Source organism: Flavipsychrobacter stenotrophus, from assembly GCF_002954265.1.
Classification (GTDB): domain Bacteria; phylum Bacteroidota; class Bacteroidia; order Chitinophagales; family Chitinophagaceae; genus Flavipsychrobacter; species Flavipsychrobacter stenotrophus.
Genome location: NZ_PPSL01000004.1, coordinates 13,600 through 35,593, shown reverse-complemented (window position 1 = coordinate 35,593; position 21,994 = coordinate 13,600). Strand labels below are relative to the sequence as shown.

Genomic DNA, 21,994 nt, shown 5'->3' with positions numbered 1-21,994 from the left:
TTTGGTTGTAAATATACGGCGTTGAGGCGTTAATTGTGAGGAGGAATATTCTGCTTTCCAAAACGATTAAGTCGGGTGCGGATGTGATGGCTCGGCATTTCGACAAGCTCAGTATAAACTCAGGCTCAACATAACAATCGGCAGGTTGATGCGCCCACCTGCTGTGGAGACGCAATTATGCGTCTCTACCAAAGTATCGTTTGAAAATATTTTACTTCCCTGAATATCATTTATTAGCTGCACCTGCATACATCTGTTCGATGATGCGGACTACTTCGCGGCCTTCTTCGGCAGTGGTCATAATGGGTTGGCCGCTGTTGAGTACGTCAACTACATTTTGTATCATCTTATCGTGGTTGCTCATTGAGCCCTGATACAGTCCATAGTCGTTGTTCTTGGCACTGATGTTGATCTCGGGAAGTGCTGCACCTTCCAGCTGCTGGTATTCTATCGTATTGAGGTATTGCCCTCCTATCTTCACCGTACCTTTTTCTGCGAATATGGTTATTGATCCTTCCATATTTTTCTGGTATGCACAGGTGGTAAAGTTGAAGTTAACAATGGCATCATTTGCAGAGCGCATTACAAAACTACCGGCATCTTCTACTTCAGTATTGTGCTGATGAGCGTAATTGTGTATCAGCCCTTCGGACTGCTGCATACTGCCATTGAGGTAATAGAGAATATCTACAAAGTGGCTAAACTGTGTGAACAGGCAACCGCCATCTTTTTGTTTCTTTCCGCGCCAGTCGCTTTCTGAATAATAGGCATCGCCACGGTTCCAGAAGCAGTTGACCTGCATCATGTATACTTTGCCTAGTTTGCTTTCAGCCATTAGTTTCTTTACCTCCTGCACAGGTGGATTGTACCTATTTTGCTTTACTGCAAATATGGTCTTACCAGCCTCTTCTGCGGCTGCTATCATCCTGTCGCACTCAGCAACGCTTAGTGCCATTGGCTTTTCTACAACCGTGTGCAGACCTGCCTGCAAGCCGGCTATGGTATGCTGTTCGTGCAGATAGTTGGGCGTACAAACGCATAGTACATCTATATCTCCCTGCTGCAACATTGTGTCCAGAGATGTATAAAAAGGAACACCTTCGGGCACCCGATCCGCAACAGACACATTGGTATCGCATACCGCAACAAGCATGGTATCTGCATTGTGCAGGATATGCTCGGCATGACGACGGCCAATATTTCCAAAACCTATTATTGCGAAACGGATGATGTTATTCAAAGTCGGTATTTATGCAGATGGTCAAAAATGAAGATGCAATAATAACCCTTTTGTAGAAAGAATATTGCTCCCGCCTACCAATCATTTTTAGGTCGCTTATCCATGTTGGCTGCTACCTGTGCTTTACAAAAGGCTTCAAATGCATCCTGACCGAATGTGGCCGGCAATACATTCCACTGATAGAGATGATTGTCGGTACAGTCAATAGATAAGGTGCCATACCTCCATAATACCTCTTCCACTCCTGCCCATTCCAACAGCTTCTTTCTTACGCCAGCCGGAATATCTATACCTTCTTCGCTGACAATTACGAACTGTGCTGCATTGGCTTTACGTTCCCAAAAAAGCGAGAAAGCCAGCACGGCACTCAGCACAGCAAACATACCCATTGGAAAACGCCACTGCTGAGAGATCGAATAGCCTAACAGAGCCAGCGCAATGATCAACTCTGCTATGCGCAGTTTTGTGTTGTTGGCCGGAGAGGTCACCATTTTGTTTTTGGCTATAGTAAGAACAAGCAGCCCCAGTGCAATGATCAACAATGCTAATCCCCAATAAGTGATCACGTAGTTGTAGACAAAAATGATAGCACCCGCACCCAGGAAAGCCAGGGATGTGATGAGGTGCAGTGCAGTTACCTGCTGCTGTTTTACTTTTTCGTCTACCAGTTGTAGTTTGTATTCCATTTTTTTTCTTCTGATGCCCGGTTAAGGGCGGTAGTTCCTTATATATTTAGCCACCTCCCCTCAATGTTCCGCTCAAGGAGCGGAACATTGAGGTATTCCTCCTTCAAAAGGAGGAGAGTGTGTTATTGGTGCTACAAAACGAATACGTCCTGATGCGAATGTCGTGGTTCGAGAGCTTCACCATGACATTCGGGTGTGCTTGCGGCTCACCATGACATTATTTGGTGGTTAAGTCCTTTCATTCCAAGAGCCTATCTGATAAAAGATAGGCTCTTGGTAATTTTATTGAATTAGTTATTAACGACTATAATTCGGTGCTTCTTTGGTGATCACCACATCGTGAGGATGGCTTTCTGCCATACTTGCTGCTGTGATACGAACAAACTGAGATTCTGTCTGTAAAGTGGCTATGTCTTTTGCACCGCAATAGCCCATACCAGCACGCAGACCGCCTACAAACTGCTGCACTACTTCGCTGAGATAGCCTTTGTAAGGTACACGACCAACAATACCTTCCGGAACCAGCTTCTTTATATCGGCCTCCATATCCTGGAAGTAACGATCTTTTGATCCTTCCTGCATGGCTTCTACAGAACCCATACCACGGTAAGACTTGAATTTACGGCCTTCATAGATGATCGTTTCTCCCGGACTTTCTTCTGTACCAGCGAAGATAGAGCCGGCCATGATGCATGATGCACCTGCCGCAATAGCCTTGACCATATCACCCGTATAGCGGATACCACCATCGGCAATAACAGGAACACCTGTTTTCTTTAATGCCTGAGCCGCTTCAACAATAGCTGTAAGCTGCGGTGCACCGGCACCTGTTACTACACGGGTAGTGCAGATAGAACCTGGTCCCACACCTACTTTCACGCCATCGGCACCTGCATCGGCCAATGCTTTTGCACCGGCTGCTGTAGCCACATTACCTGCTATGATAGGAATATTCTTAAATGCTTTCTTTACTTTCTTCACTGCATCAATTACACCCTTAGAGTGACCATGAGCGCTATCTAAAGTAATCACATCAACGCCTGCATTTTTCAAAGCTTCTACCCTATCCAGTATATCCTCGGTAATACCAATTGCGGCACCGGCCAGTAAGCGGCCCATTGTGTCTTTAGCTGCATTAGGGTGGCTCTTCAACTGTAGCGTATCGCGAAAAGTGATCAAGCCAATCAGCTTATTCTTCTTATCAACTATTGGTAGTTTTTCTATTTTGTACTGTTCCAGTATACCTTCTGCTTTAAGCATATCAGTACCCAGCGGTGCTGTTACCAGGCGATCTTTGGTCATTACCTCACTCACCTTTTTCTTGGTATCTTTTTCAAAACGCAGATCGCGATTAGTGAGTATACCTACCAGAATGTGATTCTTATCTACAATAGGAATACCACCTATGCGGTTGTCCTTCATGATCTTTATGGCATCTCCCACGGTCGCATCAGGCATAAGGGTTATCGGGTCAACGATCAACCCATTCTCAGAACGCTTTACTTTGCGCACCTGGTCGGCCTGCTGTTCGATACTCATATTCTTGTGCAGAATACCCAAACCGCCCTCGCGGGCAAGACCTATAGCCAACTGAGCCTCTGTTACGGTGTCCATAGCCGCAGAGATCATTGGAATGTTGATCTTAATGTCTTTTGTGAGATTGGTGGAGATGTTTACTTCGCGCGGGAGTACTTCGGAGTAAGCAGGCATCAGGAGTACATCGTCAAACGTAAGTCCTTCGCCATAAAACTTAGATTTTATTGCCATGCGCAAAGGTAATTCAAATTTTAAAAAAACGAAAACATTGATAATTTATTAACACATGGGGTATCTGCGGGAGTTTTTTGGGGTGGTTTTGTGCTGAGTTCCAAAAGAAATACGCCCGGTGGCTCATGTTATGTGGAGACGCAACCCTTCGATAAAACTCAGGGTGACATTGCGTCTCTACGCACGTGCCGCCTTTTTGCTTTTACAGCGTAATCACCTTTTTGGTAGTGGCCATATTGCGCGTAGTGGCGTCCAGGTTCAATTTCTTTTCAATGAACGTGTTAGAGAGTTTAGTATTGCCATACATCTGGGTAACAAAGAATAGTTCTTTACCGCGTACATGCAGCTCTTCACCAAATGCTAATGCACTGTCCAAGGCGGCAACGTTCTCCTTAGCAGGATTATCAGACATGTATGTTATGTATAATTTCTTGTCGCCATCAATCTCTTTAAATGGATTATTGCCAATTGCACGTTTTATCTCGTCTACCGACCTTACAATAGTTACAACCTCAAAACCCAGTTCTTTTTCCAGCATCTTTTCTATGTTGGCCCGCAGGTCAGCGGCCTTAGCCGGATCGGCGTCAAATATCACATTACCACTCTGTATATAGGTAACCACATTTTTGTATTCATAGTCTACAAATATGCCTTTCAACACCTCCATCTTTATCAGTTTCTTACCGCTGACATTGATGCCTCTTAAAAATGCTACGTAACGCTTCATACTGTAAAAATAGGTTGCTATTATGAAAACAGGTAATCAATGTGTTTTTATATCTGCTATTCCTCCACCATCCAATGTATAAACCAGGATATGATGTGCGGCTTATAAGGTTCAATGACAGAAAAACCACCTATGTCCTTGACGCATTGTACACTATTGAATGACTGTGTGGCGTAGCGCTCTCTGACATAGGCTAACAAATTATCATCATTCTTCTTTTTGCCGTTCAGTATCGAAGCACTGACTGTTCTTAATTTCTGTTCAAAATAATCACCTGTGCTTTTACAATCTATATACACCTGTGCTATGCTATATACGTTGTCCTTAAATGGAGACGATCGCCTATACCTGAAGTTGCTATAAATGTTGTGCCTGTTTGAGGGGTCGGTATGGACAGAGCCATATATCAGCACATTATAGCTATTTGAAAATCTCACGATCCCTTTTTTCTGTGCTTCAATAAACCTACGGTAAGCAACATTATCTCTATGCCCATGTGAACTGATATTGTGTTCCGCGGCCAATACAAAAAGTAAGTCGCGAAGTGTGGTGTACGCCGCGCTGCCCACCACTGTCTTCTTTTGCTCTTCAGTGTAAAATGAGATCAGTTCATTTTTGTCCGGTTGCACCCATATGGTATCGCGCCTTAGCGCCGCTAAGTAATCCATAAGCGGCTGGCCGGGTATGTTGCCCATCTTTAACTCCTCTATTATCCTGTTCACAAACGGCAGATAGTACCTCGCTCTTCCACCCAGGTCATATTCAAAATCTACCCCAATAATGCGCAGCGGCGTTTTCAGCCCCTTTAATGCCTCTATATATTTTCGCAAATTCCAGGGTATTGGGTGTGTATCTCCCTGCAAGTATTTGTTTAGCAGACAAGCGTTACTGTAAGGCATCTCCAATACCAGGTTCAATGTATCTCCAGTGTTGGCACCTGCTGCTATCTGTCTTACAATGTGCTCATATACCTTATCGTTTGAAGCCACGTTGTGGCATTCATTGAGTACTATGAGTTTTCCTTTAAAGGCCCGATAGTCTGTATGGATTGTATCGGTAAAGTGCTGAGCAAAAACACCCGAATACACAAAGAAAATTGGCAATAACAACCAATACCTGATAAAGTGACTTGCCGATAGTTTATTCTTCATAAATCAGTCTTGTCAAAAGATATTAATATTTCAGCTAAAACCCAAGCACAAACCTAAAAAAAACGTCTATATATGCGGGTAATATTCACAAAAAGCATAATTTCATTATTCATACTCAATAATCTTCTCTATGTTGCAACTTAAACTCATCACCGGAACAGCACTCGCCTTAATGCTCACATTGCCTTTAGGCACATGGGCAAAAGAAAAAAAGACCTATACAATATCCGTTTTCAGCAAATACCAATCTTTGCCTGCTAATACTGAAGCGGGAGAAAAAACAAGAAATCTTTTAAAAACATACTTTCCAGGCTGGATGGCCACGACAGACAAACTGAATGGGACATTCACCAATGTTTACGGTAGACCCTTAGCTATTGATGGCAATACGCTACAGGAAAAAGCCACATCGATCATCAACCGGAAACTAGAGGGTGCGGGGGTTAAACAGAGCGATTGGCAGCTGGCAAATGAGTATGCCGCGCCAAATGCTGATTATATTAATTACCACCAAATAGTCAATGGTCATCCAGTTGTATTCTCCGCACTTAAATTCCGGTTTTCAAAGACGGGAGCGTTGACAAGGATACAGATGAAAAATTACGGCACCCCAAAAAATATACTTCTATCAATTACAACCGAAGATGCAAAGAATAATGTTATAAAAGACATAGAGGGCATTACTGTATCGAGTGCCATTGTAGACGCGGAATGGGCGTGGTTTCCCATTCCACAGGCAGATGGCTATACCCTGCACCCCGCGTGGCATTTTAAAATTAAGGGCAATATAAAAGGCAGTGTACCGCTTATTCTCACAGGATATGTGGACGGACTGACAGGGGAGGTGCTGTACAGAATGAATGAAGTAAAAGAAACTGATTTTGATGTTACTATTAAGGGAATGGTCTATAAAAATGGCACTAACAATCCTGCTACGCTGGAGGCGCTAACGGATCTTGATGTGACTGATGGCCTTACCACATTAAATACTAATAGCACCGGTGTGCTCAACACACCCCTTTGGATACTTCCTGTTACCGCAGGCGTGCGACTATCGGGTAAATGGGCAATTGTTGTTGATAATGCAACCGGATTGACCCCGGAATTCAGCGACACAGTGCTGCTGCCGGGCACTACCTACACCTACCCCACTGCAGCACCAGCCAGCGACAGGCATGTAAATGCGTACTACCATGTGAACAGGGTCCATAACTTCATGAAGGGTTACTTCCCCTCGTTTACCGACCTTGATTATCCTATGCCAACAAATGTGGACCTGACCAGCGGCACCTGCAACGCATATTATGATGGCGTTTCTGTTAACTTTTTTGCGGCCGACGCACAGTGTACTTCTTTTGCAGAAATAGGCGATATTGTTTACCACGAATATGGACATGCTATCAACGACCACTTCTATTCCACTCATACCGTAGGGTCTATGATGAATGATGCGCTCAATGAAGCATATGCCGATGTCTGGGGCATGAGCATCACCCATGATGCAGTACTGGGCTACAATCCGTTTGTTGGCTTCGGCGGATTTATCCGCAGGTATGATATGACACCGCAGGTGTATCCTTTAGATATGGTACCCGAACCACATGCTGCAGGCCAGATCATAGCCGGATGCTGGTGGGACCTTGGTGTGAACATAGGTAGTGTACCTACCATGACTCAGCTCTTTACTGATGTTTATTATGATGTACCCGATGGCCCCAACGGAACTGAAGGTGTCGTTTACCAGGAAATTTTGATAGATGCCCTGATGGCCGACGACAATGACGCTAACCTCAGCAACGGTACACCTCACTATAGCCAGATTGTAGCAGCCTTCGCAAGGCATGGTATATATCTTGAGGGTGATGCCACGCTGTTCCACAATGAAATCATCAACAGAACACCCGGCGTAACCATTCCTGTCTATGTATCACTCTCTATGACGGGGGGAGCCTACCTGCATGACCTTTCCCTTAATTACAGAACCAATAGCACCGGTACATGGACATCGCTTATTATGGCACCCATTACAGGAGGTTATTCTGCAGCCATACCTTCGCAACCACAAGGCACAACAGTAGAGTATTACTTTACTATGCACGATTCCTTGGGTATTGCTAATGGCTATTTTCCACTCACCTGTAACCCCAATATACCTGCGGAACAAACTACCATCCCCTATCAGTTTGGTGTAGGGGTGGTAAGGAAGATCAGTAATGATTTTGAATCTAACACCACTGGCTGGGGCATAGGTGGCAACCCGGGCGATGATGCAACATCAGGACTATGGCAATGGGGCTTCCCTGTGTCTAATATATTTTTTACCGCCTTTCCTATAAGTGATCATACAACAGGAGCCGGTAAATGCCTTGTTAGTGGAACCGGTGCAGGTAGCAGTTGGGGTACACCGGTAGCAGGCGGTGCCACTACCGCGTTGAGTCCATCGTTCGACATAAGTAGCTTCACCTCACCTGTGGTGGAATATTACCGTTGGTATTCAAATGAGCAGGGCAACAATTTCAAGAACGACCCCTGGATAGTGCAGATAAGGAATACTGCCGGTGGCACATGGCAAACAGTAGAGCGTACCTACCAGCCCGATGTACAATGGCGGCACAGAATATTCCCGGTAAATGCATTTGTAACCGGTGCTTCACACATCCAGGTAAGGTTTGTAGCATCAGATTCCATTCTGTCTAACTGGGATGACAATGGCCAGAGCACTACAGTAGGTGGTGTTGATGATTTTTATATAATGGACAAGGGAGACAACACAAGCGTTACTAATGTAGAACTAATAAAGGCCAATGTTCACCCTAACCCCGCTAACGATCGCCTCGATATTGTACTCGAAGGAAATGACAACAAAGGATATATTGAGCTTTATGACCTCTCAGGTAAGGAGATATACAATTTATCAATTGAACCAGGCAAGTCCAATTTCAGCATTAATACAGGCACTATTACCCCAGGTGTATATAGTCTGGTGATACAAACCGGTAAAATGATCGAATGTAAGAAGGTGGTTATTGCCCATTAATAGCCTGTAATCACTTTACGAGAGAAGCCTTCCGCAATTATTGTGGAAGGCTTCTCTCGTAAAGACTTTTATCAAAATAGCTTTAGGCTATACCAACTCCCCTATCAATGTAGCTGAAGTAGCATGTATGATCTTTACGTGGCAATAATCCGCTTTGTTAAGACCCGCATCTCCCTTAGGAAATACTACAACCTTATTCTGGGTTGTGCGACCACTCCAGTCGTTCTCGCTCTTCTTACTGTTGCCTTCTATGAGTACTTCAAAGGTCTTACCTATATCGGCTCTATAACTTATTGCCTGGTTATCTTTCTGCACCTTGATGATCTCTGCCAGCCTTCTGCTCTTTACCGCTTCAGGCACATCGTCAGTAAACCTACGCGCGGCAAGTGTGCCGGGGCGTTCGCTGTAAGAGTACATATAGGCCATATCAAAATCGCATACCTGCATCAAAGACAATGTATCCTGATGCTCTTCTTCAGTCTCAGTGCAAAAACCTGATATTACATCTGTACTGATACCGCAATCGGGCATTATAGTTCTTATCCTGGCTACTTTATGCAAATACCATTCACGGGTATAAGTGCGGTTCATCTGCTGCAATATCCGCGTATTGCCACTCTGCACCGGCAAGTGTATATACTTACAGATGTTATGGTATTTGGCCATAGTATGCAATACGTCGTCGGTAATATCTTTAGGATGAGAAGTACTGAACCTTACACGTAGTAACGGATCAATCTGAGCCACACTTTCCAGTAAGGCGGCAAAGGTTACATCAATGCCATCTGCACCGGTATAATAATAGCTATCTACATTCTGTCCCAGCAAAGTTATCTCTCTGTAACCCTGATCGAACAGTACACGACACTCGTTCAGAATACTCACGGCATCTCGGCTGCGCTCACGGCCACGGGTAAAAGGCACAACACAAAATGTGCACATGTTGTTGCAACCACGCATAATGCTGACGAAAGAAGTTACACCATTACTATCCAGGCGAATTGGCGCGATGTCTGCATAAGTTTCTTCTCTACTCAATAATACATTTACACTCTTCTGCCCCCCTGTAGTTTCTTCAATCAGCCCCGGTAAACTTCGATAGGCATCAGGACCAACCACTATATCTACCAGCCTTTCTTCTTCCAGTAATTTTGCTTTCAGGCGTTCGGCCATACAACCCATTACGGCGATAAGCATACCAGGGTTCTTCTCCTTTACCTTCTTAAAAGCCTGTAAACGTGTACGGATAGTTTGTTCTGCCTTTTCCCTTATAGAGCATGTATTTATCAATACCAGATCGGCAACCTCATAGTCACGAGTCGATCCGTATCCTTCATCATTTAAGATAGAAGCAATTACCTCACTATCACTAAAGTTCATAGCACAGCCATAACTCTCTATGTAAAATTTTTTACTGAACAGGTTCGGGTCATTCACAAATGGAGCATACGCCTCACCCTGCCTCGTTTCATCCACAACTTTATGCAGCACTTCAGTCATTGATTATTTTTGTAATTTATGGGGCAAAGTTAAGTTATAAAGAGAGAAAACAATACATGTAAATATTATAAAAAGCACATGCACTGCCCAATGAAACAGGCCACCTCCCAATTGGGAGGTGGCCTGCTTTTTGTCATCAAAAGTGAAATTATTCCTTCACCAATCTCTGTGTTGTTTTTTGATCGCCCTGTGTCAGTTCTACCATATAGAAGCCTGCTGCAAAACTGCTCAACGGAACACTTATAGTACCGTCTTGCTGTTCGCCAAGATCCTTGCTGTAGATACTTACACCACTAATGTCCATAACGCGAACTGTTACCTTGTCTTTCTTACCTGAGGTAAAGCTGATCTTCACATCATCAGTAGTAGGATTTGGTGTCATGCTCACGGCAAAAGGCTTAACCGGAAGTGGGACAGTTGATTTCAAGCCAAGTTCGAAGCGGTCGCCCTGTGAAGCTTTGTCTTTACCAATTGTAAAGGCATATTCTGTACCCTGGTTCAGGTCAACATATTTTCCGAGCAACTTATCATGAAGCACCAACTGACCACCGGCAGGCACAACTACGTTGTCTGCACGGATGATGAATTGCTGCTGGTAACCGCTGGTTATACCCAATGGTATTACCTTTTCGGCCACAAACGGACGACTATCTACAGCCAGCTTGCTGTTGTCTGCTGCCTGACTATAAAAATTGAAGTCTGAAATACCCATTGGCTTAACCGCGTCTAACATTCTATCGTTTTCATCAGTTGCCTTATCGTTGAAGTCAAATTGCAACATATCCCACGTGTGATAATTTTCATCGTATACATTCAGCTTAGTGTATTGTACGGGCGTTTTGTACAAGTAATTAGAAGTTGTTGCCGACTTATCCGCTTCAGTAAAGTCGATGTGCGCACCATCATGATCGGCCTGTACTTGTATACAAGTGTTGGCCTGTACGTAATAAGGAATAGGTGATCCACTCAAGTTAACAGGAACAAACTGTCCACCGGCACCCAGAGAAGGATCAAAGACGAAAAACGCACCACCCATAACCTGGCCGGCGGCCCTCGCATTCCAGATAACGGTACCCATATCTACAGGTGATGCATAAGGGTTACCCACCATATTGTAGCTCTGCAGTGTTGGTGTTGCGCCTTGTGCCAGATTTACAGATATATCTCCCTGATTAACATTACCCATCATCTTGAAGGTAGTTGGTGATACGGTATATCCACCTATGTAACCCAGATATCCTAGCCCTTCACCCTTTGCGCCTCTAATCAAGAATCGGATACCTTGGCCAGGATGCACCTTATTGGAATCAGCGGCACCTGCATTGATCCTTGTAAATGGCTTCCAACCCGGGTCATAACCCATACTCGAATTCTCGGTATAAGGGTCTAACCTGAATGCAGAAGGGGAATTAGAAGCTGTATACCTGAATCCATTGGCAGTACCACCGGGACCGGTAATGTCTATGTACGGTTGCAACTGGCTAAGTGACATAGTATCGCTGAATGGATGACTGAAGAAACGGAACCTGCGATAGCCACCCATAACATATTGGTCTACTTTCACCTGACCAGTTATGGCTGCCCCGGATGATGGTATCTGAGCAATACGGGCAGTGGCATTCGTATCTGTTGATGCCAACTCCAGACTATCATTAGTTGTCAACGTACCCGAAGTGATCGTAATGGTATTACCAATAATAAGTCGAGAGCCCGTATTAATGGTCGCCCCTGAGCTATTATCTAACACAAGATTATTAGTTGTACCAATACCCGTAATAGCCTGGGCCGAGCCGCCATTCAAGACAACCTTACCGGCGCCGAGTACCTGTGCGCTGTTGTTATAAGAGCCCTTTACATCGACTTCGCTACTACCATCAATCACCAGCACACCGCCACTGCTAACTGTAAGATTTCTTGTAGTTGCAGTAAACGAGCTAGGTACTACCGGATTAAATGCCGCAGCGGATATTTGTACATCATCCGCCACTGTTGGCACGAAACCACAGCTCCAGTTGGTTATTCTATTCCACTCAGACTCATGCCCTGCACCACCGGTACCACCTACCCATGCCATAGGAGTAGGGGTAATGGTAATCGTTGTGCCTATTACCGGATCAGTTGTTGTAGTACAAACAGCATTGTGAACGTCAACTATCAGATAGTTGTGTGCAGATGTGATAGCACCCGTGGAAAGTGTATGTGTAGTACCCGCAAATAAGAAATTAACAGTAGAACCACCATCAATTTTATATGCTACGCTGGCACTATCAGTACCAGTAAACACTATGCTACCCGCATAACCAACACATGGTGTGTTAATTGCAGCAACAGCAACGTGCGGCTCGGCATGAACGATGGTATGCACAGGATATGGTGCACTTGTACAAGAACCGTTTGACAAAGTCAATGTACCATCAAACGAACCTGCGCCACCGGAAGGATTGTATATCAATGTAACGGAAGAACCTGATAAAGTTGCTGCTGAGATATTACTAAAACCACCATCACTGATAGCTGTTGCATTCCATACAACGCTATAGGTAGTTGGAGCACCCAAAATGCTGCATAAACCAACAGAGGCCGCAGTAGTTGGTTGGCAAATGTTTGGCATTGCAGCACTTACAGATGCTGATGGGTTAGGATTAGTAGTTACAGACGTTGTTGAGCCATTATCGATACATCCTACCCCATCGTAGTGCAGCACTACTGAATAGGTGTTTGTGCCTGCCAAAGTTGGCGAGAATACAGGAGATGTACCTGTACTAGTTGTAGTAGTGGCGATCGACGCACCACTCCAGGTATATTTACTCGTTCCAACACCACCTGTTGCAGTACTTGTTATTGTTAGCGAAGATCCTGCACAGGCGCTTGTAAATGATGGAGTGACAGAAGTAATAGCAGGCTGTGGAGTAACCGTCACAACAGAAGAAACCGCTGGTGTTGTGCCTGCGCAGCCACTGCCGCTGTAATTAGCAACCACGCTATACGCACCAGTAGCACCTGGCGTAGCCGATACTGTAACCGTACTAACAGAAGTAACAGTATTAGAATACCCTCCGGGGCCAGACCATACATAAGAAACGAATGAGCCGACACCACCTGAAACAGATCCGGCAGTAAGCGTTATAGAACCACCGGTGCACAAGTTTGATGCAGACGGTGTAACGCTTGCAACCGTAGGCACAGGATTAACTGTTACCCCAACGCTAGATAACAATCCACTACAGCTGCTATATATATCTGCGGTAGTTACACTATACACTTGAGATGCACTAAGTCCTGTAACAACCGGATTATAGATAGTTGTACTACTTAATGCCGTAGCTGGTGTCCATGCATAATTATAGCTAGGCGTACTGAATCTCCAGCCCTGCGGAGCCGCAGGAGTAATAGCATACGTTGCATTATTTTCGCCGACCGCGGTTAACGCTGAAGTACCGGCAAGGTTTTGGATACCACAAGTCTTTGCAGAGCTGGCTGTACTCGACACCATCACTTCAATATTATTGGTAGTTTCATGCAGTACTACCTGCCCACTGTTTGTATTTAAGCCTGAGGCATCTGGGATAGCGTTATAATTAATGATAAAGGTTCTGTTAGGCGCTGTACCCATAACGCCGTAGGTTATACTACCGCTATTTACCACCATATCATGCCAGAACAAAGAGATCATATTCTTCGGAACCGAGCTACCTGTTGAAGGCAGTGTTACCGGTGATGATGCAAAGCTGGCGCTTAACGTACCAAAATTCACATATCCGTTTGCAGAAATATTCACGGTCGTGTAGTTTGTGCCAAACATATTGAACGTGAAGTTAAGCGGCACATTGATATAACCGTCGTCATTACCACCAGTCCAGCTCGATCCACTAGTAAGTGTTGTCGGCGATGTTAAAGTGGCAAGAGAATACGGAATCGCGTTGATCATAAATGAAAGCGGCGCCGAAACTACGTCTGTCAAACTGGTTACACCACCGAGACATATTGCAGAAGGAGATGCAGAAACTGTAACTGAAGGAGAAGCATCTACGGCAAGGAAAACAGTAGAAGAATTAGAACATCCGCTTACCGTTGCTGTAAAACTATAAGTACCAGAAGCTGCAGTAGTTACGTTGGCAATGGTTGGATTCTGTAATGCCGAACTAAAGCTGTTGGGGCCGGTCCATGAGTAAGTACCAGATCCACCCAACGCAGCCGAAAGACTGGCTGTAGTACCCGAACATAATGGACCATTTGTAGACAAGGTAATGGATGATCCGCTTACTGTTACAGCCTGTACCGACGGTGTGCCACAACCAGTGGAATAGGTAATATTTGGCGTTCCTGTAGATACACCGGTCACAACTCCCGAACTGTTGATGGTGGCCAGCGCCGTATTGCTGGAAGACCATGTACCGCCTAAAGGAGAACAGGCTAAGGTAGTATTGCCCCCAACACAAAGCGTTGTGGTACCGGTAATAGATCCGGGAGTGTTATTGCTGATATTCAGCGCGGATGCTACACCGCAAGACCCTATCACATAAGAGATAGTTGTTGTTCCCGAGCTTGCTCCGCTTGTTACAACACCTGTAGATGAGTTTATACTGGCTGCAAATGTATTTGTACTGCTCCATGTACCACCTCCGGTACCGTTAGACATAGTAGTAACTGAACTGACACACAGATCGGTAACACCCGTAATTGCGGTAGGAGTAGAGTTGGTAGTGAATGTAGCCGTAGCAACAACGCCACACGGAGATGTATAGCTGATAGTAGTTGTGCCGGCAGATACAGCTGTAACTATTCCAAGTGATGCATTAATAGTTGCAACTCCGGTATTGGTACTCAGCCACGTACCTGAAGGCACTGACGTAGTAAGGTTACTTGTAGCACCCACACATGCATTCAACGTACCACCTATAACAGGAGTTGTAGATGCATTGACGGTTACATATGATGAAGAAGCCGGCAAACTGGTGCACCCTGTACCCGGGTAGGTAACTGTTAGGCTGTATATACCACTTGCCAGTGTAGATGCAGGTGCAAACGATGCATTGGCCACTGTACCCGTGCCGGAGCTGGCATAACTATTAGGACCACTCCAATTGTAAGATGCCATAGAGCCACTGCCAACAGGTGTACCGGTTTCAGACAAAGTAAGTGTACTTCCCGCACATACCGGGTTAGGCGTAGCGGAAATAGTGCCTGCTGTAGGAAGTGGGTTGATAGTAGCTGTTACTGCCGTTCGCGGCGAAGTACATCCGGCCCTCACCTTCCAATTATAAAAATAGAAGTAGTACCCTGCAATAGGACAGGAAGTAATTGACAAAGTATTGAAGTTTGCATTGTAAGGGAAGCTATATCCTGAAGTATTAAAATATGGACTTAGACTCGCCCCTAAAGTTCCGAAGGCCATCTGGTAGGTACCCGGTACAAGATACACGTTCAGCGTTACTGTTTGAGCCCCGCTTGAAACTGTTGTCGTGCCCGCTATTGTATTTATTATGGTACCGCTTGAATTATATATCACTATAGAAAAGGACTGACCTGATGCATTGGGAAAAATATCTACTGATTGCAGATTAAGTGGCGTATTAACTGTAAAGTTCAAACCAGCATTGTTGTATAATCCAAAAAATCTGCCGGTGAGTGTAGAACCTATTGCGGTAGTAATTGGGCCAACCGTTTGTGGGTTGCCATAATATCCAAATGAATCGGCAACATAATAGATTGTATTTGTTGAGATAGACGGCGTGGTAAAGGTGGTACCGGTACCCAATGGCGCACCACCCGTAGAAGCTGCAAACCACTCCAGTACAGTACCTACCGGACCTGTAGCCGCTAATGTTACTGTACCAGTACCACAACGATCTGCAGGAGTACTCGTTGTAACAGTTGGATTATATAGCGAGGTAGCAGTGGCACTTGATGTAGCTACAACAGAAGCATTACAAGTAAGATTAGCCCTGTAATTAACTGTTGCAGATGTTCCACCTACTGTTGGCGGAGTAGCCAGATACGTGCTGCTAGTACCACCGGAAATGTTTGTGTATCCTGATCCATAATCGTTCTGCCACTGCACCAACAGGTCTGCTGCATTTGGAGACAATGAAAGTGTTGCAGGATTTGTAGTTCCGCAAAAATTAATCGGAGCACTGGCAGAAGTGAATGAAGGGATGGCAGTGATCACATAAGAATTGATAGTTGGTGCAGCTACTGTAGGAAACGCGCCACTAGTAAGCGCTACGCTGGTAGGGCAATAGCCTGCAGCATACCCCACTGTTTTGGACGCTACCAAAGGAACCACATTATTGTCCTGCGCAACCACAAAATAGGACATGGCAGTCCCTGCAGCCGGAGCATGTGCCGTAAGTATAAGTGAATAATCCGGCGTAAAGATGAAAGGTGAAGATGAATTGCTTGCTTCTACCCACTTCCAACCATCTACTGCGTTCGTATTGCCATTATATGCGTTTGCGTCAGTACTACCTTTATAATACAATCTTGGCTTCGTTCCGTTTGTAGTATTTACGCCGGCTCCCGACGTAATAACTGCACTCAGCGTTGGAGGCGCAGCAATGCAATAGCTTACGGGATTGAGCGCAGAGTAAGTAATTACCGGTGCACCACTTGCCGGATAAGAACCTGCAAATTCAAGGGAACCTATACACGGAGGATTATTGCGAGTGACACCCGCGTAGTCATCTGTAATAGCCGGAGAAGTAATCTGCAAACCAGCCTGGTAGGCGTATGAAGATGATGTAGGTGCAAAAACGCCTGTTGATAAAGAAGACAGATTATTCTCATAGTAACTCTGACTTTCCCTGCCGCTTGCCATGTATGCCTTATACAACGCATTACAAGAATTAAAGTTGGCATCGGTTGTAAGGTTGTAACCATTTGTAAGAGCACCGCCCGCTGTTTGCTCAGCGTAAAAATAATTACGGGCTCCGGAGTTTACTGAATATATATTATAGTTGCCGTCGTAATTGGACGTAGCTGGCGCTGTACCTCCCGTCCCTGAAACATTCCTTCTCACGCAAGCCAATATACCGTTAGCAGCAATCGTGCCGGATGAAGTCATGTTGATGATATTATTCTTCAACGTGAGCAATGTAGTTCCAGTTGGGAAGAGTATACCCGCGGCACCGAAATTCACCCCACCACCAAGAGATTGCAAATTAAGCGTATTGTAGTATAGATTCCATGTTGGATTTGTGGCGGCCATATTAATACCAACCACCGCATCGGGGTTTGTAGCTGAAGCCGCTGAAAAGGCTGACAAGTTATTATTGTATACATTGTGAATAAGACTGGCTGTATTACCCGGCAGGTAGATACCGTTTACCTGAGTGGTAGCACCACCAGAATTACCCGCGCTAAGATTATAAAGAGTGTTTTTATAAATTGATGCCGTAGTGGCCACTCCTGTTGCAAGATGTATACCATATATTTTAGCGTTGGCTGCACCACCGGCTGTAGTTGTGAAATCATGGATCACGTTGTTATAAAGATTCGGTGTTACACCAAACGGCAAATATATCCCGTATAAAAGCGGAGCAGTATTACCCGAGGATGAAAAGTTTCCCAGATTATTATTATAAGCAGAGAAAACAGACGTAGTAGTACCATTAAGATTAATACCCATTACAGTAGCTGACGCGTTGCTGCTCGAAAGCCCTGTGACGACATTGTCATTAATGATTCCGCCAATAGCATTGACAGATGCTGTTCCTGGAGCTGTATTGGTAGCATAACTGATACCATAAACATTGCCTGCTCCAGATAAACTACTGAGGTAACAATTAGTTGAAACAGTTGTAGATGCGCAGTAATCGGCTATTATCCCACTGAGTATCCCGGTAGATGCCGTAATATTACTCATTGTATCATAAGCAATCAGTCTGGCCTGGCCGGCATAAGTAGCAGAATAGATTGCATAGACCTGAGTTGTTCCTGCTACAGAAATATTGCTCATATTGTTGCCATAAATAGTAGTGGCGTTAAATGTACTGCCTGCGCCGGCATTATATATCCCGTAAAAGAGTCCACCGCTTCCGGTCTTTGATATAGTACCGGATGTTCTGTTGCCACAAATACTATCAATAGGATTTTCATTGGCACAATACAATAATAAAATATTACCTGATGTTGTGGCCAACCCAAAGGTAGACTTGAATGTGTTATTCAGGAACGTGCTTTTAACCCCACTTGCATTTGCAGCACCGGCGGTATATAAAAAATAAGTACTGGCGGTTGCCGCTGCCGTGTTGGAGAGATCAAGAGTGTTGTTGTTAAAAAAAGCGTTGGGAATAGCGGTAGTAGGTGAACAATATGATCCAAAAGTGTTAACGCCAGTCGCCGTTTGTTTTAAAGTTATTGAGTTGTTGCTCACAGTATAGGTTGTACCGGGACTTGCTCCGCGGTATACACCGTAAGAAATACCACTGTTTGTCGTGTTAATTATATTATTGGTAACAGTGGCGGTAGTTATTGTTCCGGATAAAAGATATACACCGGCAAATTGCCCGGCAATAGTACCTGGTGATGATATTCGATTATAACTGAAATCTCCCGATGTGATCGCTCCTGTACTATGATAAATACCGTAAATAGCATTAGTACCTACGGGTGAAAGAGAAATAATATTATAATTGAATGTTGCAGTGCCAATGGCCCCTGTATTTATAAGGGCCTGGCCTACAGCGCTGATAGTAATAGTGTCTGAACTAAATGTTCCAGAAGTAGCCAGCGCGCCCGAATTGTTGATACCAAAGCAATTTGCGGTAACCGACGGGGCATTAATATTGATATTGTTATTACTGAAACTGGCATTGCTTATTGCGCCTGATGTGATGATACCCACTTGGGAATAAGCACTTGCTGCAGTCATCCTGACGCCCAAAGTATTATTGTCGATGTTACCTGTCGTGCAAACACCTGTATTATAAATCGAATAAATATCGCCATCAGTGGCAGTTACATAATTTAAACTTGAATTACTATTTATTGTCAGTGTTCCAATTGCACCGGTATTATAGATTGCGAATATTTCAGCACCTGTAGTGGTATCGTTTACTGTATTGTTATTTATATTAGCAACAAGTGCGGCTCCTGAATTGTATATACCATAAAAATCAAAGCCGGTACTGGCCACATTCATAGTAATCCAGTTATTATTTATTTTTAGGGTGGCATTAGTAGCACTACCTGTACCATTTCGAATAGCTCCAGCTGCTGTTACCGCTGCAGGTGCATATGCCGTCCTAAATGTAATATGGTTGCGGGTAATTTGGGTTGTAAATGTACTTCCTGTGGCACATGTGTTTATGTATATACCCTGCTCTGAGTTGGTTGTAGAGCCGACACTCAATGTCACCTGATCATAATTGACATTTATGTTGAAATTATTAATTGCATAAATACCGTCCTGTTGCGTCTTACCATAATTTACATAGGCTGTAGCCATCACCATGTTCGCCGTTCTCGCACCAAGCACAATGGTATCGCCATTGTTTAACGCACCTACCACAGTATTCAGGTCATTAAATGATGCGTTACCTAATAGCACAATGCCAGATGTAGTGCTTTGTACAGTATCAAGATAATAAGTATTGTAACTATTTGCACCACCAGTAGTTGTAGGATTGTTGGCAGTGGAATACGCAGTGGTAAATACATTGCTGGAATTGGAGTATATACCAATATTGCAGGTGTAGGTTGTACTTAATAAAATATTACATCCCTGAACAAAACAGTTTTGAGACCCAACATGAGTGCCGGATATGGTTGCTCCGACAATGGCCACACCAAACTCTGTACAGTTATTAGATGCTGTAATAGTTGTATTAGCAGCATTTTCCCGCATTCTGAAGTTCTTAATGGTTACGTAACTGGTACCAGCAATAGTAAATATGGCATCATTGTAATTAGTTGCTGCTGCACCCAACGATGACGACGTAACCGTATTACCATTACCTTGTATTACCACCGGGTTTGCAGCCGATGGCGCATATGTACCGGTAATATTAATTACATATCCGGCACCTATAGATCCGGCTACAGACCCAGCCCCCCCTACCAGCGGCGCCGTTTGTGCATTTCCGGCTACAACATTAATAGTTACCCCACCCGGGGCTACCCCATTTGTGTTCAGGGCCGCTATAGCAGCACCAAGTGTGGCATAATCCCCCGGTACGTTTTTCGTACCCGATAATTGGGCACTAGCGTTTAATCCAATAATTGCAACAAGGATAGTGAGTAGTATTCTTTTCATAAACGTTTTTTTTTCGGTCAAACACATTTTTATCTTTACTTCCATATAATATATCGTTATATAACTCTACGCCGGCATTAATAACTGGGTAACTTAGCTACATCACCTTCATATTCGTACAGTTAGAAATCAACTTTTTTAAAATTATAGTTACAAAATATTATTATTTGATAATAATTAAAATTATTCAATAGAAGTAAATCTACTGAATTAGATGATATAAATCATCAAAAAAGTGAAATATTGTAACATTTTTTCTGTAAAAAAGTCATCCAAAACCAGAAAAAATGTCCAACTACAATAAATTTCATCTTTTTTTTAACTCTTAGTTAAATTTCATATAAATTATACAAAATAATACTATATTCAAAAATCTTTGAATTATAAATAACATACGGAATAACATACAATTCTGTTTTAGCTGATACTCTGGAAGTTGAAATACAACCACCTGCCAACGATTTGCTCTATATTGCACTATGGAGCAAACGTTTACATATAGCCAGCTTTACGCCTTCACCCACGATGCATTTACAGCTATGGGCTGTAACGAAAATGACGCAACAACAGCTACCACTGTTCTCCTATCAGCAGATGTAAGAGGTATAGACAGTCATGGCATTGCGAGGCTGGTTGGATATATAAGATTATGGGAAGCAGGAAGAATTAATGCCCAACCCAACATCAAGATCACATATCAAACCCCTTCTACGGCTGTAGTAGATGGAGATGCAGGACTGGGACTGGTTGTAGCACCTTTTGCCATGCAGGTAGCAATAGATAAAGCAGCTTTAGCTGGTACAGGCTGGGTAAGTGTACGCAACAGCAATCACTTTGGTATAGCAGGCTATCACGCTATGATGGCGCTGAAACACGACATGACCGGCATCGCCATGACCAATGCCAGCGCGCTTGTTGCCCCAACGTTTTCTATAGAACGTATGCTGGGCACCAACCCTATAGCAGTAGCTATTCCGGCAAACAAACAACCGGCGTTCGTGGCCGACTTTGCAACCACTACAGCATCTAATGGTAAACTTGAAATACTGCAGCGAAAAAATGGAGACGCCCCGCTAGGGTGGGTACAGGACGCAGCGGGCACCGATACTCCAAATGCACATGCGCTGAAAGATGGCGGCATAATGCTACCCCTCGGTAGCGACCGTGAACATGGCAGCCATAAAGGCTATGCACTAGGCAGTATTGTAGACATATTCTCTGCAGTACTAAGCGGCGCCAGCTATGGCCCCTGGGCACCACCCTTCCCTGCTTATGTGCCTATGCCCGAAAACATGCCCGGACAAGGCCTTGGTCACTTCTTCGGTGCTATGCGCGTAGATGCATTCCGCCCGGCAGATGAATTTAAAGATCATATGGACAACTGGATCACCCGTTTCCGCGCAGCTACACCGGCACCCGGCCACGAAAAGGTATTGATACCCGGTGACCCGGAACGCGAAATGGAAGCCATACGCATGAAAGATGGCATACCTCTAAACGAAAGCGTGTTTAATGACCTGCAAAAGATCGGAGAGAAATTCGGAATCGCCCTATTGTAGCTGGAATCATGCCCATCATTTAATCATGTAAATCATGGTTCAGACAAGCATAAAACAAGAATGGCTGCTTCA

General features: G+C 44.3%; 9 protein-coding genes. 2 read left to right on the top strand and 7 right to left on the bottom strand.

Annotated features, from left to right (window positions below):
- Positions 1 to 226: 226 nt before the first annotated feature.
- The 5 genes from CJD36_RS14590 to CJD36_RS14570 form a co-directional block, all read right to left on the bottom strand.
- A complete protein-coding gene (locus tag CJD36_RS14590) occupies positions 227 to 1,240 on the bottom strand; it encodes a Gfo/Idh/MocA family protein (protein WP_105039938.1) in 1,014 nt (337 codons plus the stop codon).
- 74 nt (positions 1,241 to 1,314) lie between these two features.
- Positions 1,315 to 1,926 carry a hypothetical protein gene (locus tag CJD36_RS14585; protein ID WP_105039937.1) on the bottom strand — a complete coding sequence of 204 codons (612 nt, stop codon included), beginning with the start codon at positions 1,924 to 1,926 and terminating at the stop codon, positions 1,315 to 1,317.
- 297 nt (positions 1,927 to 2,223) lie between these two features.
- Positions 2,224 to 3,693 (bottom strand): IMP dehydrogenase, encoded by a 1,470-nt coding sequence (guaB, locus tag CJD36_RS14580; protein ID WP_105039936.1) that lies wholly within the window; start codon positions 3,691 to 3,693, stop codon positions 2,224 to 2,226.
- A 202-nt stretch (positions 3,694 to 3,895) separates the two neighbouring features.
- Positions 3,896 to 4,420, bottom strand: coding sequence for a DUF1697 domain-containing protein (locus tag CJD36_RS14575; protein ID WP_105039935.1), 525 nt, complete (start codon positions 4,418 to 4,420; stop codon positions 3,896 to 3,898).
- Between the two features lie 56 nt (positions 4,421 to 4,476).
- Positions 4,477 to 5,571 (bottom strand): hypothetical protein, encoded by a 1,095-nt coding sequence (locus CJD36_RS14570; RefSeq protein WP_105039934.1) that lies wholly within the window; start codon positions 5,569 to 5,571, stop codon positions 4,477 to 4,479.
- A gap of 130 nt (positions 5,572 to 5,701) precedes the next feature.
- Between CJD36_RS14570 and CJD36_RS14565 the strand changes: the two genes are divergently transcribed.
- Positions 5,702 to 8,608, top strand: coding sequence for a T9SS type A sorting domain-containing protein (locus tag CJD36_RS14565; protein WP_105039933.1), 2,907 nt, complete (start codon positions 5,702 to 5,704; stop codon positions 8,606 to 8,608).
- Positions 8,609 to 8,695: 87 nt separating this feature from the next.
- Here the strand turns inward: CJD36_RS14565 and miaB are convergent, their stop codons facing one another.
- Positions 8,696 to 10,108, bottom strand: coding sequence for a tRNA (N6-isopentenyl adenosine(37)-C2)-methylthiotransferase MiaB (gene miaB, locus CJD36_RS14560; RefSeq protein ID WP_105039932.1), 1,413 nt, complete (start codon positions 10,106 to 10,108; stop codon positions 8,696 to 8,698).
- A 148-nt stretch (positions 10,109 to 10,256) separates the two neighbouring features.
- The gene (locus CJD36_RS14555) at positions 10,257 to 20,363 is read right to left on the bottom strand and encodes an Ig-like domain-containing protein (protein WP_133162656.1); all 10,107 of its coding nucleotides are present in this window, start codon (positions 20,361 to 20,363) and stop codon (positions 10,257 to 10,259) included.
- A gap of 479 nt (positions 20,364 to 20,842) precedes the next feature.
- On the opposite strand from CJD36_RS14555, the gene CJD36_RS14550 reads away from it, so the two are divergent.
- On the top strand, positions 20,843 to 21,922 hold the full coding sequence (locus CJD36_RS14550; protein WP_105039930.1) for an Ldh family oxidoreductase: 1,080 nt from the start codon (positions 20,843 to 20,845) through the stop codon (positions 21,920 to 21,922).
- Positions 21,923 to 21,994: the final 72 nt, after the last annotated feature.

What these genes read in the sequence shown, in the direction of transcription:
- CJD36_RS14585 (WP_105039937.1), bottom strand. Translation starts at nt 1,926, where the DNA reads ATGGAATACAAACTACAACTGGTAGACGAAAAAGTAAAACAGCAGCAG.
- guaB (WP_105039936.1), bottom strand. Translation starts at nt 3,693, where the DNA reads ATGGCAATAAAATCTAAGTTTTATGGCGAAGGACTTACGTTTGACGAT.
- CJD36_RS14575 (WP_105039935.1), bottom strand. Translation starts at nt 4,420, where the DNA reads ATGAAGCGTTACGTAGCATTTTTAAGAGGCATCAATGTCAGCGGTAAG.
- CJD36_RS14570 (WP_105039934.1), bottom strand. Translation starts at nt 5,571, where the DNA reads ATGAAGAATAAACTATCGGCAAGTCACTTTATCAGGTATTGGTTGTTA.
- CJD36_RS14565 (WP_105039933.1), top strand. Translation starts at nt 5,702, where the DNA reads ATGTTGCAACTTAAACTCATCACCGGAACAGCACTCGCCTTAATGCTC.
- miaB (WP_105039932.1), bottom strand. Translation starts at nt 10,108, where the DNA reads ATGACTGAAGTGCTGCATAAAGTTGTGGATGAAACGAGGCAGGGTGAG.
- CJD36_RS14555 (WP_133162656.1), bottom strand. Translation starts at nt 20,363, where the DNA reads ATGAAAAGAATACTACTCACTATCCTTGTTGCAATTATTGGATTAAAC.
- CJD36_RS14550 (WP_105039930.1), top strand. Translation starts at nt 20,843, where the DNA reads ATGGAGCAAACGTTTACATATAGCCAGCTTTACGCCTTCACCCACGAT.